Source organism: Streptomyces sp. NPDC098789, from assembly GCF_044759975.1.
GTDB lineage: Bacteria > Actinomycetota > Actinomycetes > Streptomycetales > Streptomycetaceae > Streptomyces.
Map to the genome: position 1 here is coordinate 166,348 of NZ_JBIWAJ010000010.1, position 19,752 is coordinate 186,099.

12 protein-coding genes are annotated in these 19,752 nt (G+C 73.0%); 8 read left to right on the forward strand and 4 right to left on the reverse strand.

Annotated features, from left to right (window positions below):
* Positions 1 to 70 precede the first annotated feature (70 nt).
* From ACIQWR_RS21340 to ACIQWR_RS21355, 4 genes are read left to right on the forward strand one after another with little or no spacing between them, the layout of a single operon-like run.
* Positions 71 to 1,324: an ATP-grasp domain-containing protein gene (locus ACIQWR_RS21340; protein WP_404011726.1), complete on the forward strand. Its 1,254-nt coding sequence runs from the start codon at positions 71 to 73 to the stop codon at positions 1,322 to 1,324.
* A gap of 5 nt (positions 1,325 to 1,329) precedes the next feature.
* Positions 1,330 to 2,595: an acetyl-CoA carboxylase biotin carboxylase subunit family protein gene (locus ACIQWR_RS21345; protein WP_404011728.1), complete on the forward strand. Its 1,266-nt coding sequence runs from the start codon at positions 1,330 to 1,332 to the stop codon at positions 2,593 to 2,595.
* A complete protein-coding gene (locus ACIQWR_RS21350; RefSeq protein WP_404011730.1) occupies positions 2,592 to 3,845 on the forward strand; it encodes an MFS transporter in 1,254 nt (417 codons plus the stop codon). The genes ACIQWR_RS21345 and ACIQWR_RS21350 overlap by 4 nt, the downstream gene beginning before the upstream one ends.
* Entirely contained in the window at positions 3,842 to 4,861 is a 1,020-nt protein-coding gene (locus ACIQWR_RS21355) for a GNAT family N-acetyltransferase (RefSeq protein ID WP_404011733.1), read from the forward strand. The genes ACIQWR_RS21350 and ACIQWR_RS21355 overlap by 4 nt, the downstream gene beginning before the upstream one ends.
* A 51-nt stretch (positions 4,862 to 4,912) precedes the next feature.
* Here ACIQWR_RS21355 and ACIQWR_RS21360 read toward each other — a convergent pair whose 3' ends face one another.
* The gene (locus ACIQWR_RS21360; protein ID WP_404011736.1) at positions 4,913 to 5,320 is read right to left on the reverse strand and encodes a DUF3224 domain-containing protein; all 408 of its coding nucleotides are present in this window, start codon (positions 5,318 to 5,320) and stop codon (positions 4,913 to 4,915) included.
* Positions 5,321 to 5,423: 103 nt separating this feature from the next.
* On the opposite strand from ACIQWR_RS21360, the gene ACIQWR_RS21365 reads away from it, so the two are divergent.
* The 3 genes from ACIQWR_RS21365 to ACIQWR_RS21375 all read left to right on the forward strand — a co-directional run bounded on the left by ACIQWR_RS21365 (position 5,424) and on the right by ACIQWR_RS21375 (position 8,532).
* Positions 5,424 to 6,398, forward strand: coding sequence for a helix-turn-helix transcriptional regulator (locus tag ACIQWR_RS21365; RefSeq protein ID WP_404011739.1), 975 nt, complete (start codon positions 5,424 to 5,426; stop codon positions 6,396 to 6,398).
* Between the two features lie 86 nt (positions 6,399 to 6,484).
* On the forward strand, positions 6,485 to 7,282 hold the full coding sequence (locus ACIQWR_RS21370; protein ID WP_404011742.1) for a hypothetical protein: 798 nt from the start codon (positions 6,485 to 6,487) through the stop codon (positions 7,280 to 7,282).
* Positions 7,283 to 7,713: 431 nt separating this feature from the next.
* Entirely contained in the window at positions 7,714 to 8,532 is an 819-nt protein-coding gene (locus tag ACIQWR_RS21375; RefSeq protein ID WP_404011745.1) for an aminoglycoside phosphotransferase, read from the forward strand.
* Between the two features lie 7 nt (positions 8,533 to 8,539).
* On the opposite strand, the gene ACIQWR_RS21380 is transcribed toward ACIQWR_RS21375, so the two are convergent.
* Entirely contained in the window at positions 8,540 to 9,397 is an 858-nt protein-coding gene (locus tag ACIQWR_RS21380) for a helix-turn-helix transcriptional regulator (protein ID WP_404011747.1), read from the reverse strand.
* A gap of 144 nt (positions 9,398 to 9,541) precedes the next feature.
* Between ACIQWR_RS21380 and ACIQWR_RS21385 the strand changes: the two genes are divergently transcribed.
* Positions 9,542 to 10,321: an NAD(P)H-dependent oxidoreductase gene (locus ACIQWR_RS21385; RefSeq protein ID WP_404011750.1), complete on the forward strand. Its 780-nt coding sequence runs from the start codon at positions 9,542 to 9,544 to the stop codon at positions 10,319 to 10,321.
* A 57-nt stretch (positions 10,322 to 10,378) separates the two neighbouring features.
* Here ACIQWR_RS21385 and ACIQWR_RS21390 read toward each other — a convergent pair whose 3' ends face one another.
* Both ACIQWR_RS21390 and ACIQWR_RS21395 read right to left on the reverse strand, forming a co-directional pair.
* The gene (locus tag ACIQWR_RS21390) at positions 10,379 to 12,025 is read right to left on the reverse strand and encodes a M4 family metallopeptidase (protein ID WP_404011752.1); all 1,647 of its coding nucleotides are present in this window, start codon (positions 12,023 to 12,025) and stop codon (positions 10,379 to 10,381) included.
* A 497-nt stretch (positions 12,026 to 12,522) separates the two neighbouring features.
* Positions 12,523 to 19,506 carry a LamG-like jellyroll fold domain-containing protein gene (locus tag ACIQWR_RS21395; RefSeq protein ID WP_404011757.1) on the reverse strand — a complete coding sequence of 2,328 codons (6,984 nt, stop codon included), beginning with the start codon at positions 19,504 to 19,506 and terminating at the stop codon, positions 12,523 to 12,525.
* Positions 19,507 to 19,752: the final 246 nt, after the last annotated feature.

A 19,752-nucleotide genomic window follows, 5' to 3' on the forward strand; every position in this document is an offset into this window, starting at 1 on the left:
CCGTGCGGCGAGTTGATTTCGTCTGTCAGGCCCATAGCCGCCGCGCCCGGCCCACGGCTTTGCTGGAGGAATGGAAAACGGGACGGGTCCGCACGGGCCGGGAGTGCTGGTCATCGAGCCGATGGGGAACGCGGGGCGCTTCCTCGTCGAGGCCGCCGAACGCCTGGGAGTGCGCCTGTACGCGGCCACCCACCAGGACGTCCACGACGGCTACCCGCAGTGGCTGCGGGCCGCCCTCGCCGGGCTCTGCGCGACGGACCTGACCGATACTTCGAAGGCGCTGGCGGACATGGAGGCCTTCTGCCGGCAGCACGCCATCGCCGGTGTCGCCCCCTGCTTCGAGCTCTTCACCCCGCTCGCCGCGCTGCTCGCCGAACGGCTGGGCCTGCCCGGCAACGACCCCCGGCTCGCCCGCGCGGCCCGCAACAAGGTCCTGATGGGCGAGGCGTTCGCGGCCGCCGGGATCCCCGCCCCCCGCTGGGCGGTCGCGCACGACGGCGCCGAAGCCCACCGGGTGGCACTGGAGCGGGAGTTGGGCTGGCCCCTGGTCGTCAAGCCCGCCGAGCAGGGCGGTTCCTGGGGCGTGTCCGTGGTCGACGGCCCGGACCAGCTCGCCGAGGCCGTCCGCGCGGCCCGCCAGTACACGCACGCCCAGCCGCACGGCCTGGAGCTCGACGCGCGGGCCCTGATCCAGGAGTACGTCCCCGGGGACGAGTACTCCTGCGACACGGTGGTCGCCGACGGGGTGGCCTACCCGCTGCCCGTCGTCGCCAAGGACACCACCAGGGGCCGGTACCGCATCGAGACCGGGCACACCTGCCCTTCCGGCCTGTCCGCGCCGCTGGTCAGGAAGGTGCAGCACACCGCCGCGCGGGCGGCGCTCGCCGTGGGCGTCCGCGACGGGATCGCGCACACGGAGGTGAAGATCCCACCGGACTCGGACACGCCGTACGTGATCGAGACCGGCGCCCGCCTGCCGGGGGACAACCTGTGCGAGGTCGTCGAGGCCGCGACGGGCGTGAGCGAGGCGGTGGCCCACCTCCAGGCCGTGCTCGGCCTGCTGCCCGACACCGTCCCCTCCCGTACGGACGCGGCGTCGATCCGCTTCCTGCTGCCGGAGCGCGGCGGGGTCCTGCGGCGGGCGGTCATCGCGAACCTGCCCGGTACGCACGGCGAAGTACACCTGCGGCCCGGGGCGGTGGTGCCCGAGCCCACGGATTCGATGTGCCGCATCGGGCACGTGGTGGCCCGTGCGGAGACGGCCGACGCGGCGCGCGGGCTGGCCGGCCGGGCGGCCGCCCGGTCCCGAGTGGAAGTGGGCTGACCCAGGTGCGGAAGATCGCCTTCCTCCGGTCCGTACGCATCCAGCGCGCAGACCCCTACATCCAGCGGGCCGTACGCGCGCTCGCCGACGACGGGATCGAATCCGGGCTGTTCCACACCAGCGGCGCCGCCGGTGACGAAGACTTCCCCGGCCACCGGCAACGGCTCGACCGCGGGGTGACGCCACGGGAACTGGCGGACGCGGTCGCCGGCTGGGGAGCGGACGCCGCGGTGTCGATCTCGCTGCCCTGCGAGAACGCGCTGCGCGACGCCGCGACCAAGGCGTTCCTGGACGCCGCCGGCATCCCCACGGTCATGACCCCGCTCGCGGCGACGATGCTGCTGGTGGACAAGTGGGAGACCAAGCAACGGTGCAGGCGGGCCGGGCTGGCGGTGCCCGACGGGTTCCGCGTCGAGTCCGACCTGCTGGCGGGGCGGGGCCTCGCGGTGCCCGGCTACCGGGACGCGCTGCGCGCGCTGGCCGAGGAGACGGGATACCCGCTGATGTCGAAGCCCGTATGGGACTCGACCAGCATGGGCATCCGCACCCTGCACACGCCCGCCGACCTCGACGCCCACCTCGACGCCCACCGCGCACCGGGTCCCGGGGCGGTGTCCACGGTGGTGGAAGAAGTCGTCGTGGGCGATCTGTGCAGCGTGGACATCGTCGGGCGTCCGGGCTCCTACCAGGTCCTCCCTCCGTGCTGGACCGGACGGGCCGGGCCGGAGCCGGTGTTCACCTTCGCGGACCTGCGCTGGTGCGGCCCCCGCGCGCGAGCGGACGCTGCCTTCGCCGAAGTGGCCCGCACCCTGGTCGACTTCTGCGCGGACCTGGGGGTGTACGGATCGGTGAACGTCGACATGATCTACACCGGCGGCCGGTTCGTGGTCCTGGAGGTCAACCCGCGCATCGGCGGCGCCACCACCCTCTCGTGCGCCGCGTCCGCCACCAACACCTTCGCCTCCCTCGCCCGGATGGCCCGCGGCCTCCCCCTCACCGCGGGCGCGGTGCCACGGGTGGGCTGGGCGATCGAGTTCCTCGCCGGGGACGGCATCGCGCCGGAGCTGGTGGCGGAGCTGCGCCGGCGCGTCAGCGTGGTCACCGCGCACGAGCTGGTGATCGACGGGGCCTCCCACGGGGACATCGTCGTGATCACCCTCGCCGAGGGCGAGGAGGACCGGACGGTGAAGTCCTTGACGGAGCTGCACGAGACGACCGGCTTCCCCGCGGCCGACGTCCTGGGCAAGATCACCTCGCTGCTGAAGCGGTGAGCGCGCCCACCGGAACCCGCCGCCCGCGCTCCGCGGCGGACCGCCTCGGCCTGCCCGCACTGCGCGGTCACGGCCTCTTCGTCACCGGCAACCTGATCGACTCCGTCGGCAACGGCATGCTCCTGCCGCTGGGACTGCTGTACTTCACCGAGGTCCTGGGAGTGCCCCTGGCGCGGGTGGGCGCGGCCATGACGGTCGGTCAGGCGCTGGCCCTGCCGGTCACCTTCCTCGCCGGACGCCTCATGGACCGTGTCGGGCCCCGGCGCGTGGTGGTGTGGGCGAACCTCCTCTCCGCCGCCGGGTTCGCCCTGTTCCTGCTCGCCCGCGACCCGTGGCACATCGCCGCCGTGTACGTGCTCGTCCAGGCCGGCATCAACATGTACTTCACCGCCCAGCGCACCCTGATCACGCACGTCACCCGGGCCGAGGAACGCCGTGCCTGGTTCGCGTTCACCGGTTCGCTGCGCAACATCGGGCTCGCGGCGGGGTCCGCCGCCGCCGCGGGCGCCCTGACCGTGTTCGGGAACGGCTCGCTGCGCTGGATGATCGCCGTCGACGCCGCCACCTACCTGCTGGCCGCCGCCTGCTTCGCGGCCCTCCCCACCACCCCGCCCGAACGGGAGGCCGCGTCGCCGAGCGCGCCGGCGACCCGGTCCGACGACACCCGCCGCTACCTCCTCCTCGTGGCGGTCAACCTCCCCTACGTCCTCGCGCAGGCCGTCCTCGCCGTCCTCGTCGCCGTCTACACCACCCGCGCCCTCGGGCTCCCCGCCTCGGCGGCGAGCATGCTCTTCGTCATCAACACCGTGATCGTCTCCGCGTGTTCGACGGTGGTCACCGCACACGTGGCGCCCAAGGAACCCCGCCGCGCGGTCGCCGCCGGATACCTGATCCTGACGGTCGCGATGGCGGTGTTCGCGCTACCGGCGCTGCCGCGTGCCGCCGCCGTCGCCTGGGTGGCCCTCATCGCTGCGATCACCCTCTTCAGCGTGGCCGAGATCCTCCTCGGCCCGGCCCTGAGCGAACTGTCGGTGAGCCTCACCCCGCAGGCGGCCGGAGGCTTCACGCAGGGCCTGTACCAGTTCTCCTGGGCCGCCGGCATGGTCGCCGCTCCGGCCCTGTTCACCCTGCTCCTGGAGACCGGCCCCCTCTACCCGTGGGGAGTCGAAGCCGCCGCCTGCCTGATCGGCGCACTTGCCGCGCCCGCCCTCAGGGCCACCCACCGCCACCGCCGGAGGAACCAGAGTTGATCGCGAGCACCATCGAGTCCATCCACGAGGTCCCCGCCGCCGAGTGGGAGCACCTGGCCCGCCCCGCGGGTCTCTACCTCTCCCACCGATGGCTCGCCGGGGAGGAGAAGGACCCCACCGCCACCCGTGCGTACGCGCTCGTACGCGACCCGGCGGGCGCCCTGCTCGCCGCCGCCCCGTTCTCCTTCGTGCACGAGGAACCGAACGACAGCTACCAGCCCCGGGCCGTGCTGCCCCCGCACCTGGGGCCCCGCGTGATCGCCGGGGCGCGCCGCGGCTACCACAACACGCCGCTGACCGCCCCCGGCCTCGACCCCGACCGCCGGGACCTCTGCCTCATCCATCTGCGGGACGCCGTACGCCGTTTCGCCGAGGACCACGGCACCACGCACTGGTGGCCCTACCTCACCGCCCCGGCCACCGCCCTGCTCGCGCCCCTGTACCCGGACCCCGCCCTCCACCTGGAGGACGACGCCCTCATCCCCCTCCCCGGCACGGGCATCGACGACTACGTCGCCTCCCTGCGCCGCAAGCGCCGGGCCGCGATCCGCGGCGAACGCCGCGACTTCGCCGCGTCCGGCCTCGACGTACGCCGACAACTCCTCGCGGACTGCGTCGAGGACGCCGCGTTCCTCCTCGCCGGACACCAGCAGGACCACGGGCACGACCGCGACGGCGTGGACGCCATGACCGCCCTGCTGGAGAGGCAGGCCGCGGCGATGGGCAGCGAAGCGCGGGTGGTCGCGGCCTACGACGGAGACCGGATGATCGGTTTCTGCCTCTACTACCACTACGGGAGCACGACGTGGGTCCGCGCGGCGGCCCACGACCGCCGCCACCCCGCGCCCCACCTGTACTTCAACCTCACCTACTACCTGCCGATCGAGGACGCCTACGCCCACGGCGCGAGCGCCCTGCACGTCGGCATGGGGACGATCGAGGCCAAGCGCCTGCGCGGCGCCGCCGTGTCCGGCCTGCACGCCCTGGTCGACCCGCACCCCGCCGGGCCGCGGTGACGGAGGGCCCGTGGGCGAGGTCCTTCCGCCCCGCCGCCCACGGGCCCGGGCTCAGTCGAGGTCGTAGTCGAAGGTGTACGCGACCGACGGCTCGCCGTGCCGCGCGGTGAAGCCGCCCGTCCCGCGCAGCCCGGCCAACTCGCCGGTGCCCGAGCCCGGCACGACCTCGAAGGTGCAGTGCACGGTGCCGTCGGCGTCGAAGGAGCCGCGCTCCTCGACGGCGAAGCCGCCCTTGCGGCCGTCGAGACTGCCCCGCAGCACCTCCATTCCGGCGAACGTACCGGTCGTCGCGCTCACGTACGCGATCGTGTAGTCGCAGGTGGTGTCCGCGGCCTCGATGCCGCCGGTGAAGGTGTTGACGACGCCGGCGCGGGCGAGCGTGGGGTGCGTGCCTCCCGCACCGATCGGGTGCTCCGCCCAATCGGCGGCGGTGAAGTGGCCGGTGGTCTGCACGGGCATGGTCGTCCTCTGGTCCGGCCGCGCGGTCTGCCCCGCGCGGTAGGTGAACAGCCTGGCCGCCGTACCTGACACCTCTTGTCAGGTACGGCGCGACAATGGCCCCATGCGCGCCGACCGGCTTCTGTCCCTGCTCCTGCTGCTCCAGAACCGCGGCCTGATGACGGCCCCCGAACTGGCCACCGCACTGGAGGTGTCCGTCCGCACCGTCTACCGCGACGTCGAGGCGCTCGCCGCCTCGGGCGTCCCGGTCCTGGCCGAGCGCGGACCGGCCGGCGGGTTCCGCCTGATGGACGGCTACCGGACCCGGCTGACGGGGCTCACCGACGCCGAGGCCGGGTCGCTCTTCCTCGCCGGAGCCCCCGGCCCGGCGAACGACCTGGGCCTGGGCGCGGAGTTGGCGACCGCCCAGCTCAAGCTCCAGGCCGCGCTGCCCGCCGCCCTGGCCGACCGGGCCCGGCGCGTCCAGGACCGCTTCCACCTGGACGCCCCGGCCTGGTTCCGCGACGCCGACCCGGTGCCCCACCTGGCGGCCCTCGCCCGCGCCGTGTGGGAACAGCGCGCGGTGCGCACCCACTACCGACGCTGGCGCGGTGAGGTGCACCGGGACCTGCACCCCCTGGGCCTGGTCCTCAAAGCGGGCATCTGGTACGTGGTGGCGCTGGGGGAGGACTCCGTACGGACCTACCGGGTCGCGCGGTTCCTGGCGGTGGAGGGCCTGGCGGAAACCTTCGAGCGACCCACCGGCTTCGCCCTGGCGCCCTACTGGGAGCACTCGTCCCGGCGGATGGAGGCCGCGCTGCACCACGACACGGCCCGGCTGCGGATCTCGCCGGACGCCGCGCGGCTGCTGCCCATGCGGCTCGGCGCGGCCGGCCGGCGCGCCCTCGAAGGGGCCGGGCCGCCCGACCAGGAGGGCTGGGTGGAGGTCCGGCTGTCCGTGGAGACCACCGCCGTGGCGGTCGGCGACCTGCTCGGGCTCGGTGCGGAGGCGGAGGTCCTCGACCCCCCGGAGCTGCGCGACGCCGTCGCCCGCGCCGCCCGCGCCCTGGCGCGGCGCTACGGGCCGCCCCCCGAGTGACCCTCGGCGAAGGAGCCGGCGCCGCCCGGCGACGCGCGGCAACCGACTAGGGTGGAACACCGATCGTGGGCTGCGGAGGGGGATCCGTGGGGAAGTACCGGGTACCGAATCCGCTGCGCGCGGTCCTGGCCGGGATACCGGATCTCCGCTGGCTGCGCGGGCGGCTACCGGACGCTCCCGTGCACCCGCAGCCGTCCGGCCGGTCCCGCTCGCGCGAGCGGGAGAAGAGGGTCCGGGCGGAGTGGGAGGCGCTGCGCGCGCAGCTCGCCCCGGCCGCCGCCGAGCACGTCACGCGCGTGGGCGAGCTACTGGCGGACCCGCGCACGGAGTTCACCCCGGACCCCGGACAGAGCGCGGTGCGACGGGACTACCTGGCCGCCACGGAGGCCTACCAGGCGGCCGGCAAACTGCTGGACGAGGCGCAGGACCTGCCGGACCTGGCGGCCTGCGTGGTGCTCGCGGACCGGGCGGTCGAACTCTTCGTCGCCGCCCGCGCCCGGCACCTGGGGCAACGCCCGCCCGTGCCACGGCCGCGCTGCTTCTACAACCCCCTGCACGGCGCCGCCGCCGAACCGCCGCGCGACCGCGGTGTCCGCAAGGGGCGGCGGGTGGTCGCGCGGGAGGCCGCCGCAGCGCGCCGCCCCGCGTGCGAGCCGTGCCGCCTCGCCCTCGTCGCGGGCGAGGCCCCCGACGTACTGCCCGCCCTGTGGACCGTCCGCGACGAGCGCGACCGCCCGGTGACCCTGCTCGTGCCGTACTACGCGCTGCCCCGCCAGTCGTCCATCTGGGCGGGCACCGCCTGCGGGGCCTACGACGCCGCGGCGGCCGCCCGGGTGCTGCGCGGCGAGCACCGACGCCGTACGGTCGGACGTCCGGCCGGGTGACCCGCGGTCACCGGAAGGACGGCTGTCCCCCGGAACCGGCCGGGACCGATCAGCAAGGCCGCGCGCGGAACCGGTGGGCGCGACCGAATGCGCGGGGAGGTAGGAAGAATGATCGCTCTGGTGTTGGTGGGGATCCTGGTGCTTGCGGTCGGCGGGTGCGCGTGCGTGCTCTGGGCCGAGCGGGGCGGGCCCCGCTGGGCCCGCACGGTGGCCACCGTGACGCTCGCCGCAGGCGCTCTGGTGCGACGCTCGGCGAAGCGGCGGCGCCGCGGCCCCAGGGGGTCCAGCGGCGGAGAGTAGGCCGTCTCCTTCGGCCCGGAGTTCGCGGGTTCGGGCCCGGCCCGCTCGGCGGGCCCGGTAGCCTGAGGCGGCCGGAGAAGGACCTGCCGTTCCCGTCGAACGAGCCGCAGCACCCCCAGAGGTGGATGGCCGTGCGTGTCGCCCCGCGCTCCTACGGAGAACTGCCCGAGTTCGTACGGCACGCCGTCGCCGACCGGGTCGGAGCGGGCGGTTCCGCGACCGACATGGTCCACGGGAGCAGCGCGGGCTTCGCGGCCCTGCTGTCCGTACCCGGTCGCGGGCACGTCTTCGTCAAGGGGCTGCCCGAAGGCCACGAGCGGACGGCGGAGCTGGACGTGGAGAGCCGGGTCGCGCCCTTCCTGCCCGCCTTCGCACCGCGTCTGCTCTGGCGGATCTCGGTGAGCGGTTGGACGGTCCTGGGGTTCGCGGGGATCACGAGCACGTCGCCATGGGTCGACTTCGACGCCGAGGCCGGCCGCCAGCTGGAGGCCGTCACCGCGGTCCTGCGGGAGTTGAGCACGACGGCCGCGCCGCCCGGGGCCGGGTTGCCGGCGGCGTGGGAGCGGTGGAAGGAGTACTGCGACCCGGCCGACGAGCCGCTCCTGATCGGCGACGGGCTCGTGCACGGGGATCCGGCGGCGACCAACTTCCTGCCGGGGGCCGACCGGACGTGGCTGATCGACTGGGCGTGGGCGGCCCGCGGCCCCGGGTGGGTGGACGCGGTCCTGTGGGGTCAACGGCTGGTCCTGGACGGCCGGCAGACTCCCGCACAGGCCGCGAGCTGGTGCGCGCGCGTCCCCGCCTTCGCCCGGGCGCCCCGCGAGGCCGTCGTGGTCCTGGCCGAGGCGGACGCCCGGTCCTGGGAGGCCTGGCAGGCGTACGGAACGACCGGCCTGGAGCGCACGGTGGCCGCGGCCCGGGCCTGGGCCGACTATTGGCAGACGCCGTAGCCGCGCGTCAGACACTCCCCAGGGGGGCGCCGGCCGCTTCGGGATCCGGTGCTGCGCCGGCTTCGCCGCACAGGCTGGCGAGCAGGCGCAGCCCGTCCGCGGTCGGGGTGCCGGGGGCCGCGGACATCACCAGCAGTTCCGTGCCCGTCGGGTCCGGCAGCGCGAAGTTCTCCTGGTGCAGTTCCAGCAGTCCCACCAGCGGGTGCCGGTACGTCTTGCGCCCGTGCGTGCGGGCGCGCACGTCCGCGCGGGCCCAGAGGTGGCGGAAGCGCTCGCTGCCCATCGCCAGCTCGCCGATGAGCGAGGCCAGGCGGGGGTCATCGGGGTAGGTGCCGGCCGCCAGGCGCAGGTGCCCGACCACATCGAGCGTGCAGTCGTCCCACTCCGCGAAGAGGCCGCGCTCGGCCTCCTCCAGGAACACGTGCCGGGCGATGTTCAGGCCGGGCATCGGCCGGCCGAAAAGGAGGCGGGCCAGACGGTTCCCGGCGAGCGCGTCCAGCCGGTGGTTCATGATCAGCGCGGGTGCGTCGGTGACCAGGTCCAGGACGCGCAGCAGCTCCGGCCGCAGCCGGCCGCTCGGCGTCTTCGGTCGCCGGCGGGGCTGCCGGGCGAGCCGGTCGAGGTGTCCGCGTTCGGTCTCGTCGAGGCCGAGGACGCGGGCGAGCGCGTCGAGGACCTGCTCCGAAGGCTGCGTCGCGCGGCCCTGCTCCAGGCGCACGTAGTAGTCGACGCTGACTCCGGACAGGTGCGCGACCTCTTCGCGGCGCAGCCCGGCGACCCGGCGGCGGCTGTCGACGGGGATGCCGACGGTGGCCGGGGCGACTCGGGAGCGCCGGGTGCGCAGGAAACCTGCAAGATCGTCCATGCCCCCAGTATGGCTGCGCCCCAGCAGGTGAGGGTGGCCCTGCCAATACCAGGAAGTCCCGTCCGACGGAAGGCGCGCCCCTGAACACCGGGCGCCGCGGCGGCCAGGATCGAGGGCATCCGAACCGTTTCCCGAGGAGCTCCCGTGAAGATCCTGATCGTCCACGCCCACCCCGAGCGGCAGTCGCTCAACAGCTCGTTGAAGGATCTGGCGGTGTCCACGTTGGAGGCCGCCGGGCACGAGGTGCGGGTGAGCGACCTGTACGCGATGGACTGGAAGGCGGTCGTGGACGCGGAGGACTACGGCCCCCACGCCTCGACTCCGCTGAAGGTCGCCCTGGACTCGGGCCGGGCGTTCGAGGCCGGGACGCTCACCACGGACGTCCTGGCCGAGCAGGAGAAGCTGCTGTGGGCGGACACGATCGTCTTCCAGTTCCCGCTGTGGTGGTACTCGATGCCCGCGATCCTCAAGGGTTGGGTGGACCGGGTGTTCACCTACCGCTTCGCGTACGGGGTCGGGGAGCACAGCGCCACGAAGTACGGCGAGCGCTTCGGCGAAGGCACCCTCGCGGGCAAGCGGGCCCTGCTCTCCGTGACCACGGGCGGGCCCGAGTCGCACTACGCGGCCCGCGGGATCAACGGCCCCATCGACGACCTGCTGTTCCCGATCCAGCACGGCATCCTCTACTACCCGGGCATCGAGGTGTTGCCGCCGTTCGTGCTGTACGGCGTCGACCGGATGACCGCCGAGGAGTACCCGGACGTGGCCAAGGCCTGGGAGGAGCGCCTGCTCACCCTGGAGTCGACCGAGCCGATCGCGTTCCGGCGGCAGAACTTCGGTGACTACGAGATTCCCTCGCTGCACCTGAAGGAGGGGCTGGAGCCCACGGGCCGTACCGGCTTCGGGCTGCACGTGCGCGGCTGATCGGAAGGCGCCCCCTCCATGGCATGGAGGGGGCGCCCGTCATCGTCCGGGTACGGATCAGTTGACGTTGACTCCGGACCAGGCGGCGGCCACGGCCTTGTACTCGGCGGAGGTCGTGCCGTACAGGTCTCCCGCGGCGCTGAGCGTGGCGGTGCGGGCGCCCTTGTAGTTGGTGGTGGACGTCATGTGCACGGTGAGCGCGCGGTACCAGATCTTGAGGGCCTTGTCCCGGCCGATGCCGGTGAGCGCGACGCCGTTGGAGGTGGGGCTGTTGTAGGAGACGCCGTTGATGGTCTTGGCGCCGCTGCCCTCGGAGAGCAGGTAGAAGAAGTGGTTGCCGACGCCCGAGGAGTAGTGGACGTCGAGGTTGCCGACGCCGGAGGACCAGGAGTCGGCGGAGCCGCCGTCCTTGGAGGGCTTGTCCATGTAGCGCAGCGGCGTCCCGTTGCCGTTGAGGTTGATCAGCTCGCCGATGAGGTAGTCGCCCTTGTCGGCGGCGAGGTTGGCGTAGAACTCCACGCCGGTGCCGAAGATGTCGGAGGTGGCCTCGTTCAGGCCGCCCGACTCGCCGGAGTAGTTCAGGCCGGCGGTGTTGGAGGTGACGCCGTGGCTCATCTCGTGGCCGGAGACGTCCAGTTCGGTGAGCGGGTGGGTGTTGCTCGCGCCGTCGCCGTAGGTCATGCAGAAGCAGTCGTCGTCCCAGAAGGCGTTGACGTAGTTGCGGCCGTAGTGGACCCGGCTGAAGGCGCCGACCCCGTCGTTGCGTATGCCGCTGCGGCCGAAGGTGTTCTTGTAGAAGTCCCAGGTGACCGCGGCGCCGTACTGGGCGTCGACCGCCGCGGACTGGCCGTTGGACACGGTCCCGGTGCCCCAGGCGTTGTCGGCGTCGGTGTACAGGGTGCCGTTGCCCGAGGTCTTGTTGGCGAGGTTGGTGGTGTACTGGCCGCCGCGCGTGGCGTCCTTCAACTGGTAGGTGGAGCCGCTCTGGTTGGTGGTGAGCGGCACCGATCCGACGAAGACGCCCTTACCGCTGCCGGTGGCGTTGGCGGTCTGGATGCTCTCGTGGGTGGAGAGGACCGCGCCGTTCTCCCCGTCGGTGACGACGCGCTGCCGGCTGGGGGTGCCGTCGGCGCGCACGCCCTCGACGACGGTCTCGTACGCCAGGCGCGGGGTGCCGCTGGCGGCCCAGACCACGAGGCGCGGGGTGCCGGCGCGGCCGACCGAGGAGAGGGCGGGCTCGTCGGCGTCCTTCGTGATGCCGACGGTGGCCTGCACGGCTCCGGAGGCCTTGGCGGACGCTTCGCCCGCGGAGAGCTTCGGCGAGAGCGAAGCGGGGGCGATCGGAGCCTGGACCGCCTTGTCGGCCGACTTCACGGCCCCCTTGGCGTCCTGGTGGACCACGAGGTCGCCGCCGAGCACGGGCATCCCGTTGTAGGTGCGCTCGTACCGGACGTGGCGGCTGCCGTCCGCGTCGGTGACGACGTCCTTCGCGACGAGCTTCTCCGTGCTGCCGAGGCCCAGCGTGCGGGCCGCGGCGGGCGCCTCGGCCGTGGCCCGGGCGAGATCGGCGGCGCGCTGCTGTGCGGGGCCGGAAGCGGGAGCGGGGGTGGGGGCGGCCTGGGCCGCTCCGGAGCTGACCTGGATGGCACCGGCGAGCAGGGCCGAGGCGGAGAGTACGGCTCCGACAGTGAGCTTTCGCTTCACGTGATGTTCCTTCCGATCCAACCGCGTGTGCGCGGTCGCACCTCGTTCCGGGGCACTTGGGGTGAGTGCTCGCAGGGGGCGGAACGGGTGCTGCGGCTCCGCACGGGAAGCCGTGCCCGTCGGGGTGGGGATCGACTGGGCGCCGCCGTACGAAGCTGTCGGAAGCATGACAATCGACGTGGTCACATGCACAGAGGGCCAGGGAAATTGGCGCACGCCCGCCAGAATTGACGCTCCGTCAACAACTGAGGCCCCGTCAGCCGAGATGCGCATTTCGGCCGAACGGGACCTCAGGAGCGTGGTTACTGCAAGTATTTCGGGGTGCGATTCGGTGGATCGACGCCATTTCCGGCAAAGCCGGGCACGGTTACGGGTTCATTACCACGGTGTGTCCTGCCGCGGGGCGCGGGGTGAACGTGGCGGGTAACTGCCACCCCGCTCAGTGGTGGCGGTGCCCGGCGGACGGGCCGGGGGAGGGGGAGCGTCGGTCGGCCGGCTCAGGCGATGCCGTAGAAGTCCGCGTAGAAATCGGTGATCTGGTCCGTGTGGCCGGCCAGTTCCGGCAGGTGGACGTCGATCGCCGTGCGGACCTGACGGGTCAGTTCGGTACGGTCCTGCACCGCAGGATCGACGAACGGGTCGATGCGGCGGACCAGTTCGTAGTTGCTGGCGACGTCGGCGGCGCGCATCGCCTTCTCCAGCCTGGTCGCGCCGATCGGGGTCACCGGGGGGAGCTTGCGGCTGACGAAGGTCACCCGGTGCAGGACGCGCCAGCACGGGGGCTTGGCCTCGGACTGGCGGGCCTGGCGCAGCGCCGCGGCGTTGGGGTCCGCGCCCTCCAGCCACTTCCGGTCCACGACCTTGCCGTAGAAGTCCTCGAAGTTGTTCTTGTCGCTGTCCAGGTAGAAGGTCATGAACCGGTAGGCGTCGACCCGTCCGGGGACTTCGACGGGCTTGCCGTCCTTGTAGACGGGGTTGGCGTCGGCGTCGTACTTCTGCATGTCTCCGGGGGTGTCGACCATGATGTTGAGGCCGAAGGTGCGGGTCGACTCCTTCGACTTCGCCCGGGTCCGGCTGATGCCGCCCCCGAGTGCGGAGTCCACCTGGACCCCGATGCCGACGCCGAAGACGGTGAAGCCGGTGTTGAGGCCCGCGGTGGCCGTGCCGTTGAACCGGTAGGAGCCCGTGGTGGTCTCGGTGACCACGTCGGTGGTCTCGGTGGTCTCGGCGAAGAAGCCGCCGTCGGCGGACCACACGTAGGTGTTGACGAGGTCGCGGCGGGCGAAGGCGGCCGCCCGGTCCTTGTCCCCCTGGTCCTTGCCGGGGCCCGGGATCGGGCCGGTGAAGCGGCTCAGGAGCTCCTCCGCCCGCTTGTAGGTGGGGTCGGGGTCGGCGTCCCCGGTCGAGACGCCCTCGTAGAACGCCTGGCGCCGCTGCTGGTCCTCGGCGATCCGACGCTTGAGCGCGTAGGCCTCCTTGGGCTTGTAGTAGCTGTACTCGCCGTAGTCCGAGGCGTCCTGGTAGTCGGGGTCGAGGAGCTTGCCCGTCGCGGTGAAGCCGACGGTGCCGTCCAGGGTGCCCTGCTTGACGTAGCGGGGATTGAGCGGGAACGGCAGCAGGTTCCAGTCCCGGGGGATGTCCGGGTTCGGCAGCATCCGGTAGGCCACCACCGCGCCGCTGTGCTCGACCCGCAGCGCGAACACGTCCGCGGTCTCCGACTGCACCAGCGCGTAGCCCGTGTTGGCCGCGATGAAGCGCCGACCGCCCTCCGGATCGAGCTGGTCCTTCGCGGTGTCCGGCTCCCAGCCACCACTGAGGCCCACGGACGTGGAGCGAGCGGTGTTCACGCCTTCGGCGACGTCGGTCTGGTGGCCCCAGGCGTTGGAGACCTCCAAGGTGCCGCCGATGGTGACGACCGCGTCGACGCTGGCGGCCGGGGTCGCCACGCCGATGCCGAGCGGCGCCTGGATCAGGAGGGTGTCGCTGTCCACCGTGTTGTTGAACTGCACGGCCAGCGAGGTGTCGACGCTCTTCTCGCCGCCCGAGGACAGGGTCTGTACCACCTGGTCGGCCTGCTGGAACTCCACCGACGTGGCGTTGATGTAGCTCAGGGAACTGAGCCGTCGGGTGGCCACCAGGTTCTCCGACGGAATCGGCGGCGCGCCCTCGATGTAGCCCACGAGCTGCGGGTCGAACTGCACTTGGCTGACCCATTCGGACTTCAGGTCACCGAGCTTGTAGCCGGTGACCAGGTGCCAGGCGCCGTCCTGGAGGTAGGAGTAGGCGCGCTTCAGCACGCCGCGCGTCGAGCCGTCCCGCCGACTGCGCTGCAGGTCGGCGTACTCGCCCACCGCCGGGGTGCCGGTGATGGTCCGCACGTAGCCGGGCTGCCCGGTGGCGAAGACCGGGCGGACCTCCGGGGAGTCGGAGGAGATCGGCGCGGTGGACATCAGCGGGGTCGGGCGGGCCGCGGCGGCCGTGGGCAGCGGGAGGTCCAGGGCGCGCGGGCCGTGGTCGAGCACGGCCGTCGCGTCCGTCTCGGTCGACTCGTCGTCGAAGGGGTAGTAGGCGATGAGGTCGGCGGTGTCCCCGATCAGACGGCCGAAGAGGTTGTCGAGGATCTGCTCCTCGCCGCGGGCCACGCGCCAGATCCGTACCTGTTCGAGGACGCCGAGGTACCGCTCCGCCGTCGTGCTCCCCTCGGTCCGCCCGCCCAGGGCGAACTGCTCCGTGCCGTAGGACCCCCGACCGGGAGCGTCGGCGGCGGCCAGCGGGAGGCTCTGCGTGGGCCGGCCGTTCAGGTACAGGCGGAAGGTGCTGCCCTTCGGATCGGGGTTCTTCACCCACTTCACGCCGTGCAGTCGGACCTGGTGGCTGCCGGCGTCGTCGGCCGCGAGGTTGCCCAGCTTCTCCTCGAACCGCCAGCGGGCGATCAACCCCTCGGGGCGGACCGTCGGCCCGCCCCAGGTCCGACCGTCGGTCACGGGGAGGTCCGAGCCGATCTCCTTCGCGTCCCGGGCGGTGTTCCACACCCGTGCCTCGCCGATGATCCCGGTGAACGGCTGGTCGCCGGCGCTGCGGCGGCCCCGACCGATCTCCAGGGCCCCGGGATGACCCAGGTCGGGCGCGCCCGCGTAGCGGACGTTCCCGGCGGCGACGCCGTCGATGTAGAAGGTGATGTCGGACCACTGGCGGACGACGATGGAATCGACGAACGCGGTGACGGCCTTCTCCAACGCGGCGGTGTCGTCGGCCTTGAGGTCCTTGGGCAGGCGCGTCTCCTCACGGCTCTCGCCGAGCTTGCGGACCACGCCGACGCGGTGGACGGCGTTGGCCCTGACCTTGCCCTGCGCGGTGTTCGCCGAGTTCAGCCGCACCTCGCTGCCGGCGGCGTCCTCGAAGGCGAAGAAGAGCCGACCGTCGGCCTCGATGCCGAGTTGGTAGGGGACCCGTCCTCCCCGCCCGTCGTCGATGCGGCCCTTGGACAACACGCCCTGGGCGGCGCCGAGTTCCGCGGTCCGCAGGAACACCTCCAGGGTGAGGTCCTTGGAGACGTTCAGGTCGTCGGCGTGCGGGGTGTCGGCATGGACGCCGCCCGCGAAGCGCAGCCCCCAGGACTGCTCGAACGCAGCGGCGACGTGGGTCCACTCGTCGGCGGCGACGGTGGCCCGGGACACCGCGAAGCTCGCGCCGACGCCGAGGACCACCGGTCGTCGCCCGGCCGCGTCCTTCGCACCGAGAGCGAGCACGTACTGCGACTCCGCGCCCAGGTTGGCATGGACGACGCGCGCCGCGTCGCCGTCCTTCGGCTTCAGCCACGCCTCGACGGTGAGGTCGTCGGAGTGCCGGGCGGCCGGGCGGAGCGCGGCGGGCAGGGCGGGCGGCTCGGTCGTGGCGGCGAAGTCCAGCGCGCGGCCCGGCAGGTCGCCCCACCACCGCGACGGACGTGCCTCGCCCTCGTCGGTCGCGGTACCGTCCTGGACCTTGCCCGCGCCGCCGATCAACGAGGCGGTGACGAAGCGGGACCCGTACGCGCCCCCTGATCCGGGGCGTTCGTGCGTCACGAGTTCCGGGGCGTACGAGACGAGGCGGACGGCGGTCCCGACGGCGACGGCCGCGTCGTTCGGGCCGTGGGTCAGCCGCAGCTCGGTCGCCTTCGCGGCGACCTCCGCGGTGAGCGCGTAGGTGGCGCCGCCGACGTCGATCAGATCGCCGGCGGCGAGCGCTCGGCGGGCGCCGGGGGAGGCGAGGGTCAGTACGCCGTCCTTGAAGGACGCGGTGCTCCCGACCGGGACCGGCTCCGCGCGGACGCCGTTGAGGGCGGCCACCATGGCGCTCGCGGAGCGCGGCAGCAGGGCCCAGGTCTCGGAGCCGCCGTCGCCGCCGGTCAGGGTGAGGGTGCAGCGGTCGGCGAACGGGCCGACGGCGTCCGCGGCGACCTTGACCTTGCACGTGCCGAGCGCGAAGCCCGCGTCCCGGGCGGTCAGGTGCACCGTGGTGCCGTTCGAGGCGGCGAGCACCTTGCCGGCACGGCCGATGGTCGTGTCGTAGAAGACGCCGGAGAAGCGGCCGGAGTCGTCGCGGTAGTAGAGGCCGAGGTGCCCGGTGCCGCTCTCCGCGAGGAAGGGGGAGCCCGAGGTGGTCGCGAAGTCGAGGACCGCGCCGGCCCAACCGAGGCCCAGGCCGTCCTGCCCGAGCCGGGCCATGGGCAGCGTGCGGTCGCTGCGCCCCTTGGTGCCGCCGGTGATCCGACCGAGCCGTTCCTGCTTGGCGGCCAGGGAGTCCTTCAAGCGGGTGATCTTGTCGGTGTGGCCGGCGATGTTCGCCGCGCCGTTCGCCACGAGCTGGCGGCGCACGTCGGCGGCCGCGATGGCGGCGGCGGCCTCCTTGGCCTTGTCGTCGGGCGGGTCGATCGCGACGCAGTAGACGGCGACGCGGTCGCCTTCGCCCTTGCGCATCACCAGCTTCTTGTGGTGGCCGTCCCAATGGAGCAGGTTGCAGTAGCCCCGCTCCATGGTGCCCTTGGTCCCGCCACCCGCGTTGATGCCGGTCTTCATGCGGTATCCGGCGCCCCGGGCTTGGAAGTCCAGCCACAGGGCCGAGCCGGGGTCGCGCCGCAGCACCACGGAAGAGCCGTCCGGAGCGAGGACCTCCTTGGTCACGGCGGTGATCAGCCGGTGGTAGGAGTTGGTCTTCTCGACCTGCCACCGCGCCGAGGCATCGGCCGGATCCGCGAGCTCCACGGCGGTGACGGGCTCGTACTCCTTGTCCCCGTCGGGGTCGGCCACCTTCACGAGCCTGATGTCGACGTCGTTGTCGAAATAGACCCAGCAGTCCGTCTTCCCGCCCGATGCGGTGGGGATCCCCGCCGCCGTGGTGGCGGCGCCGAGGGCGACGCGGAACGCGTCGCGGATCCGCCCCGGGTTCTTGATGTCCAGCCGCAGGGACGCCAGTTCCTCCTCGGCCGTCCTGAGGGTCCCCTCCAAGGCGGCGATCTCCGCCTTGAGCCGGTTCTCCTCGGCCGGGTCGATCTCCTCGATGTCCGAGCCGACCGAGGGGAGGTCGAGGTTGTCGGTCATCTGCGCGAGGCGGCCGTCGCGACCCACACCGAGGTCGAGTGCGGCGATCCGGTTCTTTTTGTCCTTGTCCTTCGCCGAGGCGCTCACCGTCCAGGTGAGCAGCACCCTGGCCTGGCGCTTGAGCGGCTTCAGCTGGCCCTCGTGTCCCACGGCGGCGTCCTCCTGCTGGTGCAGGAGCGCGGCGGACAGGCCACCGGCGACGGTGCGGCCGAGCACCCGGAAGCAATCGCGACGGATGCCGGGGTGGTCGGCGATCGGCGCTCCGGAGGAGACCCACCGGACCCCGCCGGTACCCCGGATCTTGGCGTCCAGGCCGTTGTCGGTCTGGTCGAAGGTGCCGCCGCCCCCGTGCACCGTCTCGTCGAAGCGGTAGTACGCCGCGAGCCCCGGCTCGTCCCCGACCAGACGCTCGCCGCGGGTCGCCGCGACGCGCTCGGGCTTGCGGTCCCGGGACCACAGGCGCATCTCGTCCAGGACGCCGTCGAAGAAGCCGTCCGTGGCGCTCCTGGTCGCGATGAGGAGCTTGGCCGGCGTGGCGGCGGGCGCCAGCGGGCCGATCGCCACCTGTAGATCGCCCACGTACAGGGCGGCCTCCGCGCCGTCGTAGATCGCGCAGACGTGGGTGTACGCGTCCTGCGGGACGACGGTCGTACCGGCGGCGCCCTCGACGGCGCCCGTGCCGGAGGCCAGGGTGGCGGCGCCGTGGGCCAGGGTCAGGCGGCCGGAGGCGTCGAGGGAGAGGGCGAGGCCGGTGTCCGTGGCCACGATGGTTCCCGGCTGGGCGGCCGGCTTGATCCAGGCCTCGATCGTGTAGGCGCCCGTGCCGAACCCGGTCGGCGCGGGCGCCTCCAAGTACGCGGTGTTCGGCGCCGCCTTGGCCGTCGACCGCTTGAACCACATCGCGGATTCGGCGAACTCGGTCTGCACCGGGACGTGGACCAGGGGCTTGCCGGTGAAGGGGCAGGTGCCCGGGGCGCGTTCGAGGACGGAGTCCTGGTGCCGGGGATCGGGACTGGTGTAGAAGCGGGTGCCCTGCGTGTGGAAGAGGCCGTCGGCGCCCTGCTCGACGTTGATCGCGTCGATCCGCTCGGACGTCGCGTTGTGGACGAAGAACTGCCAGCGCTGGACGTCGGCGACCGCGGTGGGGACCAACAGCACGGCGAACCGGCCCTCGGCGACCCGGCCGACGAAGCCGAGTTCGAGGGTGGGTTCCAGGAACGGCTCGCCGTCCATGTCCATGATGCCGAGGCTGTCCTTGGCCGACTCCGGGCGGTCGCGGTGCCGGCTGCGCCGGTAGCGCACCTCCTGGACCGGCTTGAGGTCGCCGCCGGCCAGGACGAAGCGGTCGCAGAGCAGGGCGTCCGGGGCGACGGCGGGATTGCCGTCCTTCGCACCCGTGACGTCGCCGTCGGGCGTGCGGTACAGCGCGTCGCCGTGGGAGGCCGCGACGGCCTGCCGGAAGACGAAGACGTGCCGACCGTCGGAGAGCGCCTGGAAGGGGGCGGCGGCGGTCAACCGGGCCGTGGAGGAGAGCAACGGGTCGACCTCCTCCTCCAGGAAGAAGTCGTCCTCGCCCTCTTCGGCCCGGCTACCCCTGCGGACCCGCGGCAGCGGGGCCGCGCCGAGCACGGCGTACCCGGCGCGGGTGATCTCCCTCGGGAAGACGAACTCCTTCGGGTCCTCGCCCCAGTGCCAGACGTCGAGGTCGGGGTTGCCGTCCTCGTCCTCCCCGGTGGGCAGGGCGGCGGCCGCGTCGAGGTCCAGGACGCTGTAGTACAGGCGCCGCTCGGAGTCGAGGGCGAGGGCGACGGTGGTGCCTTGGTGGCGGACCAGAGTGGTGTGGACGTAGGTGCGGTCGTTGTAGGTCTTCAACCTGCTGCGTGCGGGTCGAGCAGTCGTCACGAGGGGTGATTCCTTCCGTGGTGGCACTCCGGCCGTACCTGGTGCGGCACGGACGAGACCTCCCCGGGGGGTGATCCAAATAACCGGACCCTTCGTGATCTGGCGGGATATCGAGGGGCGCGTGGGGCGCGCGCGGCGCGGTCCCCGGTGCGCCCTCCCGGCCATCCGAAGGGCGGTGCCGGCGGGCCCACGGCGCGAGCGGCGAGGTGCCGACGGTCAGCCGGCACCTCGCCGAACTGCGAGGTC

What these genes read in the sequence shown, in the direction of transcription:
- ACIQWR_RS21340 (WP_404011726.1), top strand. Translation starts at nt 71, where the DNA reads ATGGAAAACGGGACGGGTCCGCACGGGCCGGGAGTGCTGGTCATCGAG.
- ACIQWR_RS21360 (WP_404011736.1), bottom strand. Translation starts at nt 5,320, where the DNA reads ATGCCCGTGCAGACCACCGGCCACTTCACCGCCGCCGATTGGGCGGAG.
- ACIQWR_RS21365 (WP_404011739.1), top strand. Translation starts at nt 5,424, where the DNA reads ATGCGCGCCGACCGGCTTCTGTCCCTGCTCCTGCTGCTCCAGAACCGC.
- ACIQWR_RS21380 (WP_404011747.1), bottom strand. Translation starts at nt 9,397, where the DNA reads ATGGACGATCTTGCAGGTTTCCTGCGCACCCGGCGCTCCCGAGTCGCC.